We start from the raw sequence: 15,934 nt of genomic DNA, 5'->3' as shown, positions 1-15,934 counted from the left end.
GAGTGCTGACACGCGTCCAGGAGCGCCACCCGCTCCTCGGGGCCTCGGTCGACCGAAGTGCGCCGGAACCTCTGTACCGCCGGGCCGAAGGCTCGATCGGCGTCGAGACGATCGCCATGGGCACCCCATGGCAGGCGGTCGTCGCCACCGAGCAGACCCGCCCCATCGCGCCGGAACCGGGCCCGCTGCTGAGAGCCGTCCTGATCCCCGGAGATCCGGGCTCCTTCGTCGTGCTGACCTTCGCTCACCAGATCACCGACGGGATCGGCGGCTTGCGGGTGCTGCTCGAACTGGTCGCGCTTCTCGACGGCGACGAACGCGGAACGACGCGAGGCGTTCCGCGGGCTCAGGAGGACCTCCTCGCCGGTCTCGACGTACAGGGGCACACCGGCGCGGCGGCCTCCGCGGTGATGCCGGTGGAGGACGAGCGTATGACCGCACCCGGAGCGCTCGCGCCGTTCTCCGGGCTGCTGCCGCACGTGTCCGCTCTGGCCCTGGACCGAGAGCTGACCACTCGGCTCGTCGGCCGCTGCCGAGCGGAGGGCATGTCGGTTCACGCGGCGCTCTGCGCTGCCGCTTCCAGGGTGTTCCACCGCCGGGGCCGCGACTTCGTGCGGATATTGAGTCCGGTGGATCTGCGCCGCGCAGCCGGCCTGTCCGAGGACGTCGCCAACCGGTTCGCCGGTGCGCGGACGGCGAGTGAAGCGAGCGACGCGGACGACTTCTGGGCGCTCGCCCAACGGCATCACCAGGCGCTCGGGCGGCAGCGCGCACCGCACGTACTTCAGGCCGGTTCCGCTGCTCTCGCCGAAAGCCCACCGGCAACTCCGGAGGACGCCGAAGCGATGATGGCCGCTGTCACAGCAGCCGACATCCAGATCACCAACCTCGGTGCGGCGGAAGCGTACGGACCGATCCACGCCTCCCTCAAAGCCCTCTGGGGGCCCGCGCAGATCACCCAGCTGCGAGGGGAGCATGTTCTCGGTGTCGTCACGAGCGGCGGACGCCTGCGGATGACGGAACTGACCCACGATCCCGTGGCCGTTCTCCTCCCCGAGATGGCCGCTGTACTGGCCCGGGCATGCGCCGCTCCGTACCAGGCCCCCAACCTCGCGTAACGGATTCCTCCCGCGCGCGTCGTGGCTGCCGAGCCTGCGCGCATCGCACGACCGCACACCCTTTGTCGGCGCCCCCCACCACAGCCCCCCCACGAGGAGTGACGTTGTCCTACCTGCCATCTTGTGCCCGCCCTGCGATGGTTGCCGTGGCCATGCCGCTGCTGCTTCTGGCCGGGGCGTGCAGTCCGAGCACGTCCGACGCTTCACCGCAATCGAAAGTCTCGACGAAACCACCGTCGGAGCTGGACCGCTTCTACGAACAGGACCTCCGATTCGGCTCGTGCAAGGGGTACGGCACCACTCCGGCGGACGAGAAGGCCTTCGCCGATCCACGCTTCCGGTGCGCCCGGCTGGACGTGCCGCTGGATTACAGCGCCCCCGAGGGCGAGGCGGCGCAGATCGCGGTGCTCCGGGTACCCGCACGAGGGAAGCCGAAGGGGCCTCTTCTCCTGAATTCGGGCGGCCCCGGAGGCACCGGCCAGAACTTCGCTGCGCAGACGGACGCGGCGCTGGCCAAAAGCCCTGTGACCGAGCGATTCGACCTCGTGGGATTCGACCCTCGCGGAGTGGGCGCGTCCAAGCCGGCGATCAGTTGCTTCAGCAAGGGGGACTACCTCGCAGGGAACGTACGAACCGAACTCGTACTGACCGCGGGCCGGTTCTCGGAGGACGACACGAAAAAACTCGTCGGCAAGTGCGCGCGGGGCTCGGGCGGTGAGCAGAACCTGGGCAGCGTCAGCACCCGCGACACGGTCCGTGACATGGACATCCTGCGGTCCGCCCTCGGCGGGAAGAAGATGAACTTCCTGGGCCAGAGCTACGGCACCCGCATCGGAGCTCTGTACGCCGAGCAGTTCCCGGGCAACGTACGCAGCATGGTCCTTGACGGTGCCGTCGACCCCCACCTCGGCAGCGAGCGGCGATTGTCCCAGTACAGCGGATTCCAACGCTCCTTCGACAAGATGGCAGCGGCCTGCGCCCTCGGCGAGGACTGCCCCCTGGGCACTGATCCGAAGCGGGCGACCAAGGAGTTCCAGAAGATCGCCCGCCCGCTGCTCGACAAGCCGCTCACCTATGGCCAGGGGAAGCGGTTCACCTACAACGACCTCATCGACTCCGTGATCTCCGGCCTCTACTACCAAGCGGTCTGGCCGAAGATCACCAAGGGGCTCGCCGAGGTGCGGTCGGGCAAGCCCGAACAGCTGCTGGCCATTTCCCAAGCCTTCAGCGGGCGCGCCCCGGACGGCAGCGGCAGCAACTTCGACGAGGCCAACTACGCCATCACCTGCATGGACGAGGCGCGCATGACTCCCGAGCAGGCCGTTGAAATGCGCCACAGGACCTACGAGGCGGCGCCGTTCGTCGATCCCGGTACCGGCACCGAAGGAGCCCGCGACGCCTGTGAGTTCTGGCCGGCCGACCCGAAGGCCACGTATCCCTTCCCCGACCGGGTGGAAGGGCTGCCCCCCACACTGACGATCTCGATCACCGGCGACCCGAGCACCCCCCATCAGGCAGGCGTCAACTTGGCCGAGACCCTCAACGGCAGCCTGCTCACCGTCAAGGGGGAACAGCACACCGTCGCCGCGTCGGGGGTCAACGCCTGCGTCAACAAGGCCGTGGCCGACTACCTGATCCACCTGCGGACCCCGTCCGAAAGCGCCGGCTGCACTCTCTGAAGACCTGCGCGAGACCTTCCCGGCCGACGCCCGGATCCGCCACCGGGAGGACGTACGCGCGGCCAGTGTCCTTCTTCCCCCGCTGCTCTCGGCGCGGGAAGAAGGACACCTTTCGCGGCGCGACCTGCCCCTATGCTGCTACGACGAGGTGTGCCCCAACTGCACCACCGCGCTTGACCATGCCGCTGCGGCACGGTTTTCACTGGACCCCTTCGGCGTGACCGCGCCGACGTCACCCGCTTCGAGGGAGAGACCCGTCATGACGTGGAGCACCCGCGAGATCGCGGAGCTCGCCGGCACCAGCCTCAGGACGGTGCGGCACTACCACGACATCGGGCTGCTCGAAGAGCCGGAGCGGCGCTCCAACGGCTACAAGCAGTACGGCGTCGCCCACCTCGTCCGGCTGCTGCAGATCAAGCGCCTCACCGCCCTCGGATTCTCCCTGACCCAGATCGCCGGCATGCGCGACCACGAGCACCCCCGGGATGCCCTGCAAGCCCTTGACGCCGAGCTGGTGGCCACCATCGAACGTCTCCAACACGCCCGCGTCGAAGTCGGAGCTCTTCTGCGCAGGACCGCCGCGACCGACGTGCCCCTTCAGTTCGCCGCGGCGGACGACCTGGTCGAACTGCCCGACCCGGACCGTTCGTTCGTCACTGTCATGGGCACGATCCTCGGTCCGAGTGGCCTGGGTGCCTACGCGGACATGCTGCAACAGGAACCCGACGCGGTCGCCCTTGAGCTCGACGACCTCCCCGCCGACGCCGACGAACAGACCCGCCGGGACCTCGCTGATCGCCTCGTGCCCTATGTGCGCGCACTCCACGCGAACCACCCGGGCCTGAACGACCTTTCCTCGGACGCCACACGTGGCCGGGCCCACGCAGCGCAGACCATCGGCAGAGCCATCAACGACCTCTACAACTCCGCCCAGGTCGACGTGATGCGTCGCCTCCGGACTCTTCTCGCCCAACCGGAGGAACAGCCCGGCCTGACCGAATCCATGGGCGCGTCCTAGACGCACCTCCGCGACTGCCACGGGGTTGTCCGAGCGGATTCGCCGGCCAACCGCCTGTGTGTGGAGGAGCTGGGTCCTCGCGTCGCCGCTGGTGCTCAGCGGCGAGCCGTCCCGATCCCCGTCCCGCGCTTGCGGGATGGCAGGTGTCGCCGACACCGCTCACGTCGCGGCGGCGCTCGGAGTCGTGGATCCCCCGCGTAACCGCGAGGAGTTGACCGCGGTGCTCACGGCGTACCGTCCCGAACTGCGCCCCACCCGTCAGGCACGCGAGGCCGCGCACTTCATCCTCCACCACTCGCCCCTGCCCCTCGTGGCCCGGCCGCCCTACGCGGTCCTCGCCGCGAACGCGGTCGTCACGCTTCCGCCGTGGGCCCGTACCGCACTGGGTGTGCGGCCTCCGGCGCTGCTGCCGGAGGGTTGTGTGGAACCGGCCGGTCGCCTGCTCACCCGCACCATTCGCTGGGCCATGCCTCCGGCCCCGCCGCACACCAACTCTGTGGCGAACGCCGGGTGACGGAGGGCGGGGCCCGTTCCGCCGCGGGCCGAGTCTCAGATCCGGGTCATGGTCGAGGTGTACCCGCCTCCGCCGGGGTAGACCCAGTCGCCGGTCGCCGTGGTGCCGTCGGCGCTGAACGTGCCTTCGTAGTAGGCTGGGCTGCCCTTCGCGCCGGCCCAGATCGTCAGCTTGTCGTCGGCCAGTTCGTAGACGTAGTCGAAGGTGTTGCCGTTCGAGTCGTAGTACCGCGACACCACGTCCGCACCGACGGGTTCGCCGAACGGGCGCAGATTCCCGATCAGTTCCATGCCGCTGACCAGCTCGCCGAACTGGGTGAGTTCGACGTGCTGGATCAGGAAGAACCGGCCGGGCATCCACTCGTACCGCACGGTTCCCTCGGCTCCGCCGGTGACCGCCCAGGTGCCGACCAGGCGGTCCAGGGCTCTCAGTTCGGCGCTCGGCAGGTTGGTCTCAGACATTTCTTCCTCCTTGACGGGTTCTCGCCGCTACCTCGGAGCTGCCCGCCCGTTATCGACACCCGCCTCATGTGACGTGGGTCATATCGCGGGCGCGTCGAGATCCAGGTACCGGCAACGAGGTAGCCGCGAGAACCCCGCCAAGGAGGAAGCCATGACCGCCCCCGCCGTTCCCGCTCTTTCCACCGCCCGCACCTCGGACCGCCTGCTGGCCGCCGGAGCCGTCGCCGGACCGGTCTTCGCCGTTTCGGCCGTCATCCAGATGCTCACCCGTACGGGCTTCGACATCGCCCGGCACCCGATCAGCCAGCTCTCCACCGGCGGCCTCGGCTGGATCCAGATCACGACATTCGTGCTCGCGGGTCTCGGCGCTCTCGCGCTGGCCGCCGGTATCGGGCGCACTCTCCGCGAGGGATACGGCCGGCGGGTGCTGCCGGTCTGTGTCGGGATCTTCGGCGTCGGGCTGATCGCCGCCGGTCTGTTCCCCATGGATCCGGAGAACGGCTTCCCGGTCGGCACTCCCGACCGGCCGGTCGCCGAGATGTCCTGGCACAGCGTCGCGCACTCCGCGTCGGCCGCCATCGCCTTCACGGCACTGGCCGTTGCCGCCATCGTCCTGACCGTACGGTGTGTGCGCCGCCGTGCGGTGCTCCCGGCCGTACTGAACGGCGCCGCCGCGCTCGTCCTGGTCCTGCCCATGTCGCCGGACCACATGAGTACGCAGATCGCCGTGAACGGTCTGGTCGCCTTCACCTGGACAACTGTCGTCGCGATGTCACTGCGGCGCACCCTCTGACCTGCTCTACCATCACCCGCACAACATCGGAGGGACACCGCGATGAAGTATCTGCTGCTCGGCTACACATCAGCCGCCGCCTGGGACGCCGCGACCGCCGATTCCCCGTCCCCGGAGGCGCTGGCCGCGTTCGCCGTCTATCAGAGGTTCGAGCGGGAGCTGATCGACACCGGTGAGCTCGTCAGCACCGAGGGCCTGGGTCACCCGGCGGTCAGCACCACGGTCCACCGGACACCGGACGGCATGATGGCGACCGACGGGCCGTTCGCCGAGCTGAAGGAGGTCCTGGCCAGCTTCGCCGTGATCGACGTGGCCGACCGGGAACGAGCTGTGGAAATCGCCTCACGGATCGTGGAGGTGCTGGGCGAACCGATCGAGATCCGGCCGATCATGGGCGAGGACTTCGCGGCATGACCGGCCGATCCCCGCGAGGACCGGCGTGGGCGGCGCGCCACGTGTACCGGTGCGGGACGGGCCGGTGAACGGCCGGCCGGACACGGCCACGGACATCGAGAATCTGCTGAGTGCCGAAGCGCCGCAGGTGCTCGGCGCGTTGGTGCGGCGCTTCGGCCGCTTCGACACCGCCGAGGACGCGGTGCAGGAAGCACTGCTGGTGGCGAGCAGGACATGGCCGGCCGAGGGCGTACCGGAGGATCCACGCAGCTGGCTCATCCGGATCGGCTACCGGCGGATGGTCGACCTGCTCCGCTCCGACCAGGCCCGGCGTCGGCGTGAGCGGGAGGTCGGAATGGCCGAACTGGCCATGGGGGAAACGGATCGCCGGGCCGGACCCCCGCAGGAGACCGACGACAGCCTCACCCTGCTGCTCCTCTGCTGCCACCCGGCGCTGAGCCACGCCTCACAGGTGGCGCTCACACTGCGCGCGGTCGGCGGTCTGACGACAGCCGAGATCGCGCACGCCTACGGAACGTCCGAAACCACCATGGGGACGCGGATCAGCCGCGCCAAACAGCAACTCACGCGCGCCGGGGCGCACTTCACCGCGCCCACCGACGCCGACCGGCCCGGTCGGCTGACCGCCGCCATGCGGGTGCTGTATCTGATCTTCAACGAGGGCTATACGGCCTCCACCGGCGAGGAACTCGCCCGCGTCGAACTGACCGGTGAGGCGATCCGACTGACCCGGACTTTCGCCGACACCGTGCCGGAAGACGGAGAGGTGACCGGCCTGCTGGCGCTGATGCTGCTCACCGAGTCGCGGCGCGCGGCCCGCACCGGTGACGACGGGGGGCTGCTGCCACTGGACGAGCAGGACCGCACCCGATGGAACGGTGATCTCATCCGCGAGGGAACCGAGTTGATCGACACGGTCTGGAACCGGAGCGGGACGGGCCCGTACCAACTCCAGGCGGCGATCGCCGCGTTGCACGCTGCCGTCGAGGCTCCTCAGCACACGGACTGGCCGCAGATCGCCATGCTGTACCTGTGGCTCGAACGCCTCACCCCGACCGCGCCGGTACGGCTGAGCCGCGTGGTCGCGGTGGCCCAAGCCTTCGGACCGGCCCGGGGGTTGGCGCTGCTCGACGACCTCAACCGCCGCCACGGACTGGACCGTGACCCTCTCACCCGGCAACGCGAACGCGCGGTGCGCGCCCACCTGGTGCAGATGACCGGCGACACGGCCGCCGCCACGACGCTGTACCGCGAGGCGGCCACCCTGACCGACAACCAGGTCGAGCGCCGCTACCTGCTCGACGAGGCCGACCGCCTCACCTGACGGCTCCCCCGCGAGGTGTCCAGCGGCCAGGACGACGAGGGCGCCCGCCGAGGGAGATCCTCAGGCAGCTTGCTGATCGGTGCGTTTCATACCAGAGAAGTACGTGTTCGCCGTTGGCCGGAACATCAGCAGGACCGCGCCGGCCACCAGGAAGACCGGGCTGACGCTGATGAAGACGTTGTAGATGACGTCCGCCGTGCTCGCCTTGTCGAATTCGTTCATGCTCATGCTGTTGATCAGGAAGAACGCGACGACAGCGGCGACTGCGGCGAGTGTGTTCCGTGCCCAGTTCCGGCCCTGGCGCATCTGGAAGGCGAAGAACAGGAACAGACCGCTGGTCAGGATCAGGAATCCGGCGGACATGGCGGCTTGCTGGATCGCTTGGCTCTCGCCCATCTCGTTGCGCATTTCGTCGAGACCGGAGGGAGCGATGACGAATGTGTCCAGCGTCCAGACCAGGGCGTCCACGGCGATGGCGGCGAGCAGTAGCAGGAAGGCAGTCTCCACCTGCTTGGGGCGCGTCCTTCGCTGGTCCGTTTCTGGGTTCGTCGTCACTTCTGTCTCCTCTGGTGATCAAGTACTCCCCGAAGAGACGGCATACGCGGCTGAGCGGTTGCCCGCAAACGGTGTGGGCGGGACCGTAGGACCGGCCGGTCAGTTCCAGGCTTGCCGTACTGGGGAGTGGGGGTCGTCGAGTTGTGTCCACCCGGTGTCGATCCGCATCGTGGCCCGGCGCTCGGTGTCGTACGTGTCCCAGCCGGGGTCGCCGGTTCTGGCGAACCGGACCCACGTTTCGTGGACCCGCGCGGCGAGATCTGGTGGAGGCTTGCCGGGGCCGAGCAGGGCGTTGGGGCCGTGCAGGGCGGGCAGGTGGGTGAGGTCGAAGACGAAGGGCAGCTCCGTGGTGTGGGTGGCGCCGAGTTGTCCGTCCAGGGCCTCCGAGCGCCACGCGAACTCGTAGCAGAAGGTGGCCGACGAGGAGTGCGAGGCGTGTGCGGCGTGCGCGTCCGCCAGGGCCCAACTGCCCGCGCCGAACAGCGCGTCGCCCATGACGGCCGAACGCAGCGCGCCGAAGCCCGCGTCCGGCCGGGCGGTCCTGTACGCCTCCACGAGCTTCGACGGGTCCGGGTGCGAGCGGGCGGCGAGCGCGTCGACGTCGGCGGCGGTCGAGCGCGCGTACTCGCCCGTGGGGACCAGATAGAGGTTGCCCTCTTCGGAGTTGGTGCCGATGAGCAGGTCGACATCGGCGCCGTGGCCCATGGAGACCGCCCGGGCGGGCTGGGTGTCGAGGACGAGGCTGAAGGGGCTGATCCCGACCAGTGGGTCGTAATGCGTCTCGGTCCGCAGATCGATGCCCGTGAGCCCGGAGGCGACCTCGACCAGGCGCTCGTCGGGGATCTCCGCGAAGGCATCGGCATGTGGCTCGATGCCGAGAGCCCCGGACGCGGCCCTCGTGACCCGCGCCGCCTGCTCTGTCGTGAACGCGCCGAGGCCACTGCCGCTCTGGACGATCGCACGCCGGAACAGGCCGGTGGCCTCGGGGGTCACGAGTACGCCGCCGACGACGGTGGCCCCGGCCGACTGGCCGAAGAGGGTCACGTTGGCCGGGTCACCCCCGAAGGCGGCGATGTTCTCGCGGACCCAGCGCAGCGCGGCCACGACATCGAGCAGGCCACGGTTGGCGGGCGCCGCGGGGATGTCGAGGAAACCTCCTATGCCGAGCCGGTAGTTGAGGGTCACCAGCACGACGCCGTCGCGGGCGAAGCCCGTACCGTCGTACAGCGCCGAACGCGTCGAGCCCGCGACGAAGCCGCCGCCGTGCACGAACACCATCACCGGCAGGGCGGCCCCCGCGTCCTTCGGTGTCCAGACGCTGACGGTGAGGAAGTCCTCCCCTCGGCTCCAACCGGCGCCGAAGTAGGGGGACATGTCCACGCCGCCGAGTCGGCGCCCGGACTGAGGGGCGTTCGGCCCCGGCACGGTGGCGTCCCTCACCTCGTGCCACGAATCGTGCGGCCGCGGCGCCTCGAACCGGCCGGCGCCGGTGGGCGGAGCGGCGTACGGAATGTTCAGGAAGGAGAGGACTCCGTCCTGGCGCCGGCCGCGGACAGCGCCCTGCGCCGTGGTGGCGACGGGATCGGCCCGACGGTTCACGGGGGTGGTGGGGTGATGGGGCACTGCCCTGGCCTCTCTTTTGTGGCGGTCCGTCGGCGCGGGTTCGCGGGGGTCAGGCGTGGCTGTACGGCGTGAACGGGGCCCAGCCCTTGATGGCGAACTTGCCACCCTCGCGCGCTACTTCGGCCGCGCTGTGCCCACTCAGGTGCGCGGGGATCAGCAGCGCGTTGTTGTCGGCCGCCCAGCCCAGAATCCTGCGGCGCGTGGCGCGGGAGCCGGCGGGGTCCTCGCAGAAGCAGCTGTTGTGCTCGGGTTCCATGATCTGGAGCGGGGTGTGCAGCAGGTCGCCGACGAACACCGCGCTGTCCGACCCGGAGGTCAGGGTGATCACACTGGAACCGGGGGTGTGTCCGGGCGCCGCGTCCAGACGCAGATTGGCGTCGATGCGGTGGCTGCCCTCCCACAACTGGGTCAGGCCCGCGGCGTGGACGGGGGCGACGCTGTCCTCGAAGACGTTCTCGTTGACGCCGCCGGTGATGTTCGGGTTGTTCGCCGGGTTCCAGAACTCGAAGTCGGCTTGCGGCATCAGGTAGGTGGCGTTGGGGAACGTGGGTATCCATGCGCCGTCGCTCAGCCGGGTGTTCCAGCCGACATGGTCGACGTGCAGATGCGTGTTGATCACGAGGTCGACGTCCTCGGGCCGTACACCGGCGTGGGCGAGATTGCCGAGGTAGTCGAGGCCCAGCCGGTCCCAAGAGGGCACGGCGGGGCGGGACTTGTCGTTGCCGACGCCGGTGTCGATGAGGATGGTCCTGCCTTCGCTGCGCAGTACCCAGGTCTGCATCGCGGTGTGGACCATGGTGTCGTCGGCACCCAGATGGTCGGGAACGAGTGTCTCGCGGTGGTCCTTCCACGCCTGCTCGGGCAGGTCCGGGAAGAACTGCTCCGCGGGCATGATCGGGCCGTGCATCTCTTCGACGCGGGTGATGGTGACATCGCCCAAGGTGATCTCGGACGTGTGCTGAGCGTGCTGAGCGTGCTGTGTGTGCGACGTGTGCGACATGGGTGTTCCGTTCCGGGATTTCTGATGCGGGTGGACGGTTGGGCGGTGCGGTCTCAGTCGTTCAGGTGGGCGAGGACGAGGTTGGGGTCTTCGGCGGTGGTGTAGGCGGCGCTCAGGACGTAGACGGTGTCGCCGCGCAGCGCGACGGAAGTGGGGTTCTGAAGCCCGTCGGCGGCGGTCAGAACGGTGGAGTGGGTGCCGTCGCGCCGCACGAGCGCCACCTCGCTGGGGCCATTGAGGGTGGCCAGGACCCGGTCGCCGCGGCCGGTGAAGGCGAAGTCGTCGATGCCGGTCAGACCGGTGGCCCGCGTCTGCACGCGGCCGGCGCGCCCGCCGGGAAGGACGGGGATGCGCAGGAGGGTGCCCCTGTCGAGGTTGGTGGCCCAGACCGCGCCCCGGTGGATCTTCAGGCCGTTGGCGCCGAGGAATCCGGTGGAGGCCAGTTCGGGGGCGGTGGACCAGGCGGTGGGGGTGCCGCCGGAGGTGGGAACGCTCCAGATGGTGCCGAGGACGGAGTCCGTGATGTAGAGGGTGCGGGTACGGGGATCGAGGGCCAGGCCGTTGGGGAGGCCGGTGGCGGGCAGCGCGGCGATGCGCCGCGGTTCGCCGCCGGGGCGCAGGCGCCACAGGCCCGTGAGGTCGTCGGTGCCGGTGGCGTACAGGACATACAGCGTGCCGTCGTGGGCGCGGACGATGCCGGTGGTCAGGGCGAAGCCCAGGACCGGGGTGTGGATTCCGCCGTCGGCCGGCTCGGGGAGTGTGGCCAGGATCCGGGTGGTGCCGCTGGGGGTGACCTGGGCGATCTGGCGGGCGGCGGCGAAGGTGACGTACGCGGTGCCGCCGGGGGACAGGGCGATGTTCTCCGGCATCCGGCCCTTGGCCAGGTCGAAGTGCGCGACGATCCGGGCGTTGTCCACGGTGGCTGTCGTGGACGTGGCGGACGCGGACGTCTCGGACGACGTGGACGTGGCTGTCGCGGGAGCCAGGCCGGTCACCGCGACGGTGAGGGTGACGGCAGTGGTGACGGCAGTGGTGACGGCGGCCGTGGAGAGCTTCTTCAACATGATGCCTTCGCTGTTTTCGGGCATGCGGCAGCGGTACGCCGACGCGTGAGGGATGTTGGGCGGCTCCCGCCCGAGAGCGGGCGGGGCTTGGGCTGGTGCTTGGGTACGAGGTCAGCTGTCGCTGACGCGGGTCTCCGGTCGCGACGGGGCAGCCGGGGTGGCTGGAGCGGCCGGGGCGGTGACCTCGGCGGTGGCCTGGGCGAGCAGCGCCAGGGTCGTACGTGAGGGCGAGCCGGCCTTGGTGGTGGCGACCACGATGTTCGGGCCCGGCCCGAGGCTCAGGGTCTGCTGGGTGACGGTCAGTGTCCCGACGAGCGGGTGCCGCACCTCGTAGTCGGCGACGTTGCAGGCCTTGACGCGGTGGTCGGCCCACATCGAGGCGAAGTCCTCGCTCTTCGCGGTCAGTTCACCCACCAGCGCGTGCAGTGCGGAGTCCTCCGGGAACTGGCCGGCCACCATCCGCAGGTTCCCCACCACCGCCCTGGCCTTGCTCGGCCAGTGCGCGTACAGCTCGCGGGTGTGGGCGTCGAGGAACACCAGCCTGGCCATGTTGGGGCGTTGGTCCGCCGGCAGGTCCGGGGCACCGGGGTCCAGGTGTCCGGCGAACAGCGCGTGGCCGAGCCGGTTCCACGCCAGGACGTCCGAGCGCCGGCCGACCACGATCGCGGGAACGTCGGCCAGCGCGTCCAGCAGCTGACCGGTCGCCTCCGTCATACGCTCCGGCGCGGGCCGCCGGCCCCTGCCGCGGGGCTTGGCCGACCGGGCCAGATCGTGCAGATGCAGACGCTCGGACGGGTCCAGCCGCAGAGCCCGCGCGATCGCGTCCAGCACCTCCGGCGAGGCGTTCATCGAGTGCCCCTGTTCCAGCCGGGCGTAGTACGAAGCACTCACCCCCGCCAGCAGCGCCAGCTCCTCCCGCCGCAACCCCGGCACCCGGCGGCGCTCCCCGTACGTGGGCATCTCGACCTCGTCGGGAGTCAGTTGGGAGCGCCGTGTCCGGAGGAACTCCCCGAGCCGCGATTTTCCGTTCATGGCCCCGAGTATGTGCCGCCCCGAACAACCCCGCCTCTCCCTGCCGGGGATAGGTACGGGCGGGAGGGGCTACCCACCGGACGAGCCCCACGGGGACAATCGGTCCGGTCGTCGACACCCGGCGCCAGGCCTCGCCAACCCCTGCCCTGCGGGCGGAGCTTTCAGCAGGCGCACCCCGGCCCGCAGCCGCAGGCGCCCTCGTCCCGCGCCGGTGCGTTGTCCGCTCTGAGGGTGCTCAGGCCCGCCGGTGCGCAGCAGTTGTCGCCGCGCCATGCCTCGCGGCCTTCCTTGACCGCGATCGCGGCTATGACAAGGGCGGCGATCGGATCCGCCCAGGACCAGCCGAGGGCGGCGTTGGCCACCAGGCCCACCAGCAGTACGGCGGACAGGTAGGTGCACAGCAGCGTCTGCTTGGAGTCCGCGACCGCCGATGCCGACCCCAACTCCCGGCCGGCTCGCCTCTGTGCGGCGGACAGGAAAGGCATGATCGCCAGCGACAGGGCCGCCAGCACGATGCCCGGGACGGACGACTCCGCCTCACCGCCGCCTGCCAGGGCCCGTACCGCGTCCACCGTCACGAAGGCCGCGAGCGCGAAGAACGACACCGCGATGACCCGCAACGCCTTCTTCTCGCGCGCTTCGCGTACGGCGTGCTCGCGAGCCGAGAACTGCCAGGCCACCGCCGCCGCCGAGGAGACCTCGACGATGGAGTCCAGGCCGAATCCCACCAGCGCGGAGGACGATGCCATCGACCCCGCCGTGAGGGCGATGATCGCCTCGATCACGTTGTAGACGATCGTGGCCGCGACCAGCAGCCGTACGCGACGTGCCAGGGCCTCACGGCGGGAGGGGGACGGGCCGAGCGATATCTCGGTGGCCATCAGCAGCAGCCCTTCTCCTCGGCGTCCGCGCACGTGACGTCCTCCGCGACGGCCACCACGGCCGTCCGCAGGTCGTCGAGCGCGTGCCCCAGCCGGGGGTCGGCGAGTTCGTACCGCGTACGGCGCCCCTCGGGCACCGCCACGACCAGCCCGCAGTCACGCAGACACGCCAGGTGGTTCGACAGGCGCGTGCGGGAGATGCCGATGGCGTCGGCCAGATCGGAGGGGTACGCGGGAGCCGCCCGCAGGGCGAGCAGCAACTGGCACCGGATCGGATCGGCGAGAGCGCGGCCGAACCGTGCCAGCACCTCGATTTCGGACGCGAGATTCAGCACGGCAACGACGATACACGGAAACCTGAATTCACGAAATCGTGGACAGTTGGCGGAGGAGGTCGCGCCTCACCTCCCCCGCCCACCACCCGGATTCGGCCCCGGCGATCGCCACCCCGTACCGCCGTCGGCCCGTCGCGAGGTGCCGTTGGGCGGACAGGTACGCTGCGGAGAAAAGAGGCACGCCCGCGTCCGACCCGCGTGCCCGTGACGGCGATCAGACTCTTCGAAAGCGCGGACGTCATGTCATCAACCGGCCCGCGGCGCGTGGCTTTCGCGGTTGGTGGGACGCTGCGTGGAGTGGCCGCCGGTGCGATCACGGTGCTCTGCGTACTGCTCCCGCTGGTGTGTCACGCGCTTTCGCAGGGTCACGCGCCCGGCTGGATGCTGCTCGCCACGACGGCGTGCCTGGGCGTGCCCGCGGCTGTGTGTCTGACCGGGTCCCGGCTGTCCGACAGTCAGGTGCTCGCCGCTCTGGCGGCGGCTCAACTCGCTTACCACGTCGCGTACTCCCTGCCGGGGGCCTGCGCCGCGGTCGCCGATCCCGCCGGCCTTCGCGGTCTGTTCGAGCACGGGCCCGCCGGGGGGCCGTCACCGGAAGTCCTCGTGGGCGGACAACTGGTCACGCTGCTGATCGCAGCGCGGCTGCTGGGCGTCACCGAACGACTCGTGTGGCAAAGCAAACCGGTGGTCGCCGCTCTGCGGCGCCTCCTTCACTTCGTCCGGCCGTCGCGGCATGCGGCGCACGATCCGCGTCCGGACTCACGTTCGCGTGAGGGATCGAGGCCGACCGCGACCACGGTGATGGCCGGGCCGAAGGCGGGCCGGGCGCCGCCGCGTCGTCGGTCCGGGTCTTTCGAACCGGGCCTGTACTCGCTGACCGGGCCGATGCCCGTCGGCGGTCCCCGCATGCCCTGACGGGCAGAGCCACGGGGCGGCCGGGCATCGCCGCTTCCGTCCCGGCCGAGCCGGGGACCTTCGGAGAGCACTCCCTCATGCACGCTGTGAACCGCAGTGCCGCCCGCGTGGCGGCACGCCGTCTCGTCGTACCTCTGGCCGCGGCACCGCTGTTGTTCGCCGCCCGGCCCGCGTTCGCCCATACCGAACTTGTCACCGGCAGCCCTGCCGAAGCCGCTTTTGAGAGCCGGCCCCCGCAGACCATCGAGCTGACCTTCAGCGACGCGATGACCGCGCGGTACGCCAAGGTCGCACTCACGGCACCGGACGGTGAGCAGGGCGCCGCCGGTTCGTACCGGTACACCGTCGAGGAGGCGGCTGCCGGGCCCGCGACCCCGGCGCCTGGTGCCGATGCCGACGCCTGTTCCGGCCCTGAGGAAGACGCCCCGCACACCCGGTGAAGCCCTGCCCCCCCGCCCGATCCCCCAAGACCTCCGAGGACTCATGAAGAAGCATTTCCTTGTCGCGGCGGCGCTCCTGGCCGTGCTCGCAATCGGCTTCAGTGTCGCGCTCGCCCTCTCCGCGGGCGGTTCGTCCTCCGGCGCCGTCAACGCCGAGCCCGCGACCGATGCCAAGCCCGTCCGTGCTACGAGCCACCGTCTGACCGATCCCGAACGCAGCGAACTGACCGTCGTGGAGTTCCTCGACTTCGAATGCGAGGGATGCGGGGCGATGTATCCCGTCGTCGAACGGCTCCGCGAGGAGTACAAGGACCGCGTCACGTTCGTGGCCCGCTACTTCCCGATGCCCGGCCACCGCAACAGCCAGACCGCCGCACGGGCCGTCGAAGCCGCCGCGCGACAGGGGAAGTTCGAGGAGATGTACGGCAAGCTCTTCGACACCCAGGCGCAGTGGGGCGAGGCGCGGGAGTCCAAGGCGGCGACCTTCCGCGGTTACGCGGACGAACTCGGCCTCGACATGGCGGAGTTCGACTCGGCCGTCGACGATCCCGAGACCGCCGCGCGGGTCCGCGCCGACCAGCAGGACGGCCTGGGCCTCGGCGTTCAAGGCACCCCGACCTTCGTCGTGGACGGGGCCGTGATCCCGACACCGGGCTCGTACGACGAGTTCAGGGATCTCATCGAGACCCGGCTCGCCCGGTGAACGCGCGGGGCCGGCCGCGTGAGCGTCCGCGTGCCGGTCCCGCACCGACGCGCGCCTACGATGGG

Annotated in this window: 18 protein-coding genes; 10 read left to right on the top strand and 8 right to left on the bottom strand. The window is 70.2% G+C overall.

Annotated elements, in window-relative coordinates:
* Positions 1 to 2: 2 nt before the first annotated feature.
* The 4 genes from ACFWHU_RS04030 (at position 3) to ACFWHU_RS04015 (ending at position 4,329) form a co-directional block, all read left to right on the top strand.
* Positions 3 to 1,118: a peptide synthetase gene (locus ACFWHU_RS04030; protein ID WP_387223755.1), complete on the top strand. Its 1,116-nt coding sequence runs from the start codon at positions 3 to 5 to the stop codon at positions 1,116 to 1,118.
* Positions 1,119 to 1,270: 152 nt separating this feature from the next.
* Complete coding sequence (locus tag ACFWHU_RS04025; protein ID WP_387223984.1) at positions 1,271 to 2,797, top strand: alpha/beta hydrolase; 1,527 nt, start codon at positions 1,271 to 1,273, stop codon at positions 2,795 to 2,797.
* Positions 2,798 to 3,056: 259 nt separating this feature from the next.
* Positions 3,057 to 3,815 (top strand): MerR family transcriptional regulator, encoded by a 759-nt coding sequence (locus ACFWHU_RS04020; RefSeq protein ID WP_387223753.1) that lies wholly within the window; start codon positions 3,057 to 3,059, stop codon positions 3,813 to 3,815.
* A gap of 136 nt (positions 3,816 to 3,951) precedes the next feature.
* Positions 3,952 to 4,329 carry an oxygenase MpaB family protein gene (locus ACFWHU_RS04015; RefSeq protein WP_387223751.1) on the top strand — a complete coding sequence of 126 codons (378 nt, stop codon included), beginning with the start codon at positions 3,952 to 3,954 and terminating at the stop codon, positions 4,327 to 4,329.
* A 35-nt stretch (positions 4,330 to 4,364) separates the two neighbouring features.
* On the opposite strand, the gene ACFWHU_RS04010 is transcribed toward ACFWHU_RS04015, so the two are convergent.
* Positions 4,365 to 4,790, bottom strand: coding sequence for a hypothetical protein (locus tag ACFWHU_RS04010; RefSeq protein ID WP_387223749.1), 426 nt, complete (start codon positions 4,788 to 4,790; stop codon positions 4,365 to 4,367).
* A 151-nt stretch (positions 4,791 to 4,941) separates the two neighbouring features.
* Here ACFWHU_RS04010 and ACFWHU_RS04005 point away from each other — a divergent pair, with 151 nt between their 5' ends.
* From ACFWHU_RS04005 to ACFWHU_RS03995, 3 genes are all read left to right on the top strand, one after another.
* On the top strand, positions 4,942 to 5,583 hold the full coding sequence (locus ACFWHU_RS04005) for a DUF998 domain-containing protein (RefSeq protein ID WP_387223747.1): 642 nt from the start codon (positions 4,942 to 4,944) through the stop codon (positions 5,581 to 5,583).
* A 42-nt stretch (positions 5,584 to 5,625) separates the two neighbouring features.
* Positions 5,626 to 5,997, top strand: a complete 372-nt coding sequence (locus tag ACFWHU_RS04000; RefSeq protein ID WP_385798120.1) for a YciI family protein — start codon at positions 5,626 to 5,628, stop codon at positions 5,995 to 5,997.
* Between the two features lie 64 nt (positions 5,998 to 6,061).
* Positions 6,062 to 7,321: an RNA polymerase sigma factor gene (locus tag ACFWHU_RS03995; RefSeq protein ID WP_387223744.1), complete on the top strand. Its 1,260-nt coding sequence runs from the start codon at positions 6,062 to 6,064 to the stop codon at positions 7,319 to 7,321.
* 60 nt (positions 7,322 to 7,381) lie between these two features.
* Here ACFWHU_RS03995 and ACFWHU_RS03990 read toward each other — a convergent pair whose 3' ends face one another.
* From ACFWHU_RS03990 to ACFWHU_RS03960, 7 genes are all read right to left on the bottom strand, one after another.
* On the bottom strand, positions 7,382 to 7,876 hold the full coding sequence (locus ACFWHU_RS03990) for a hypothetical protein (RefSeq protein ID WP_387223742.1): 495 nt from the start codon (positions 7,874 to 7,876) through the stop codon (positions 7,382 to 7,384).
* A gap of 99 nt (positions 7,877 to 7,975) precedes the next feature.
* Positions 7,976 to 9,475 carry a carboxylesterase/lipase family protein gene (locus tag ACFWHU_RS03985; protein WP_387223982.1) on the bottom strand — a complete coding sequence of 500 codons (1,500 nt, stop codon included), beginning with the start codon at positions 9,473 to 9,475 and terminating at the stop codon, positions 7,976 to 7,978.
* Positions 9,476 to 9,548: 73 nt separating this feature from the next.
* Positions 9,549 to 10,499, bottom strand: coding sequence for an MBL fold metallo-hydrolase (locus ACFWHU_RS03980; protein WP_387223740.1), 951 nt, complete (start codon positions 10,497 to 10,499; stop codon positions 9,549 to 9,551).
* Between the two features lie 53 nt (positions 10,500 to 10,552).
* Positions 10,553 to 11,587, bottom strand: coding sequence for an SMP-30/gluconolactonase/LRE family protein (locus ACFWHU_RS03975; RefSeq protein ID WP_387223738.1), 1,035 nt, complete (start codon positions 11,585 to 11,587; stop codon positions 10,553 to 10,555).
* Positions 11,588 to 11,674: 87 nt separating this feature from the next.
* Positions 11,675 to 12,595, bottom strand: coding sequence for a helix-turn-helix domain-containing protein (locus ACFWHU_RS03970; RefSeq protein ID WP_387223736.1), 921 nt, complete (start codon positions 12,593 to 12,595; stop codon positions 11,675 to 11,677).
* A 161-nt stretch (positions 12,596 to 12,756) separates the two neighbouring features.
* A complete protein-coding gene (locus ACFWHU_RS03965) occupies positions 12,757 to 13,476 on the bottom strand; it encodes a cation transporter (RefSeq protein ID WP_387223980.1) in 720 nt (239 codons plus the stop codon).
* Positions 13,476 to 13,811: an ArsR/SmtB family transcription factor gene (locus ACFWHU_RS03960; protein WP_385798107.1), complete on the bottom strand. Its 336-nt coding sequence runs from the start codon at positions 13,809 to 13,811 to the stop codon at positions 13,476 to 13,478. Before ACFWHU_RS03960 ends, ACFWHU_RS03965 begins: the two co-directional genes overlap by 1 nt.
* Positions 13,812 to 14,108: 297 nt before the next feature.
* On the opposite strand from ACFWHU_RS03960, the gene ACFWHU_RS03955 reads away from it, so the two are divergent.
* From ACFWHU_RS03955 to ACFWHU_RS03945, 3 genes are all read left to right on the top strand, one after another.
* Positions 14,109 to 14,726: a hypothetical protein gene (locus ACFWHU_RS03955; protein ID WP_387223734.1), complete on the top strand. Its 618-nt coding sequence runs from the start codon at positions 14,109 to 14,111 to the stop codon at positions 14,724 to 14,726.
* Between the two features lie 77 nt (positions 14,727 to 14,803).
* Positions 14,804 to 15,166: a copper resistance protein CopC gene (locus ACFWHU_RS03950; RefSeq protein WP_387223732.1), complete on the top strand. Its 363-nt coding sequence runs from the start codon at positions 14,804 to 14,806 to the stop codon at positions 15,164 to 15,166.
* A 43-nt stretch (positions 15,167 to 15,209) separates the two neighbouring features.
* Positions 15,210 to 15,869, top strand: coding sequence for a DsbA family protein (locus tag ACFWHU_RS03945; protein ID WP_387223730.1), 660 nt, complete (start codon positions 15,210 to 15,212; stop codon positions 15,867 to 15,869).
* Positions 15,870 to 15,934: the final 65 nt, after the last annotated feature.

It is taken from the genome of Streptomyces sp. NPDC060366 (assembly GCF_042725135.1).
Lineage (GTDB): Bacteria > Actinomycetota > Actinomycetes > Streptomycetales > Streptomycetaceae > Streptomyces.
Note: the sequence above shows the minus strand (reverse complement) of the source record. Positions and strands in the feature narration are given on the sequence as shown.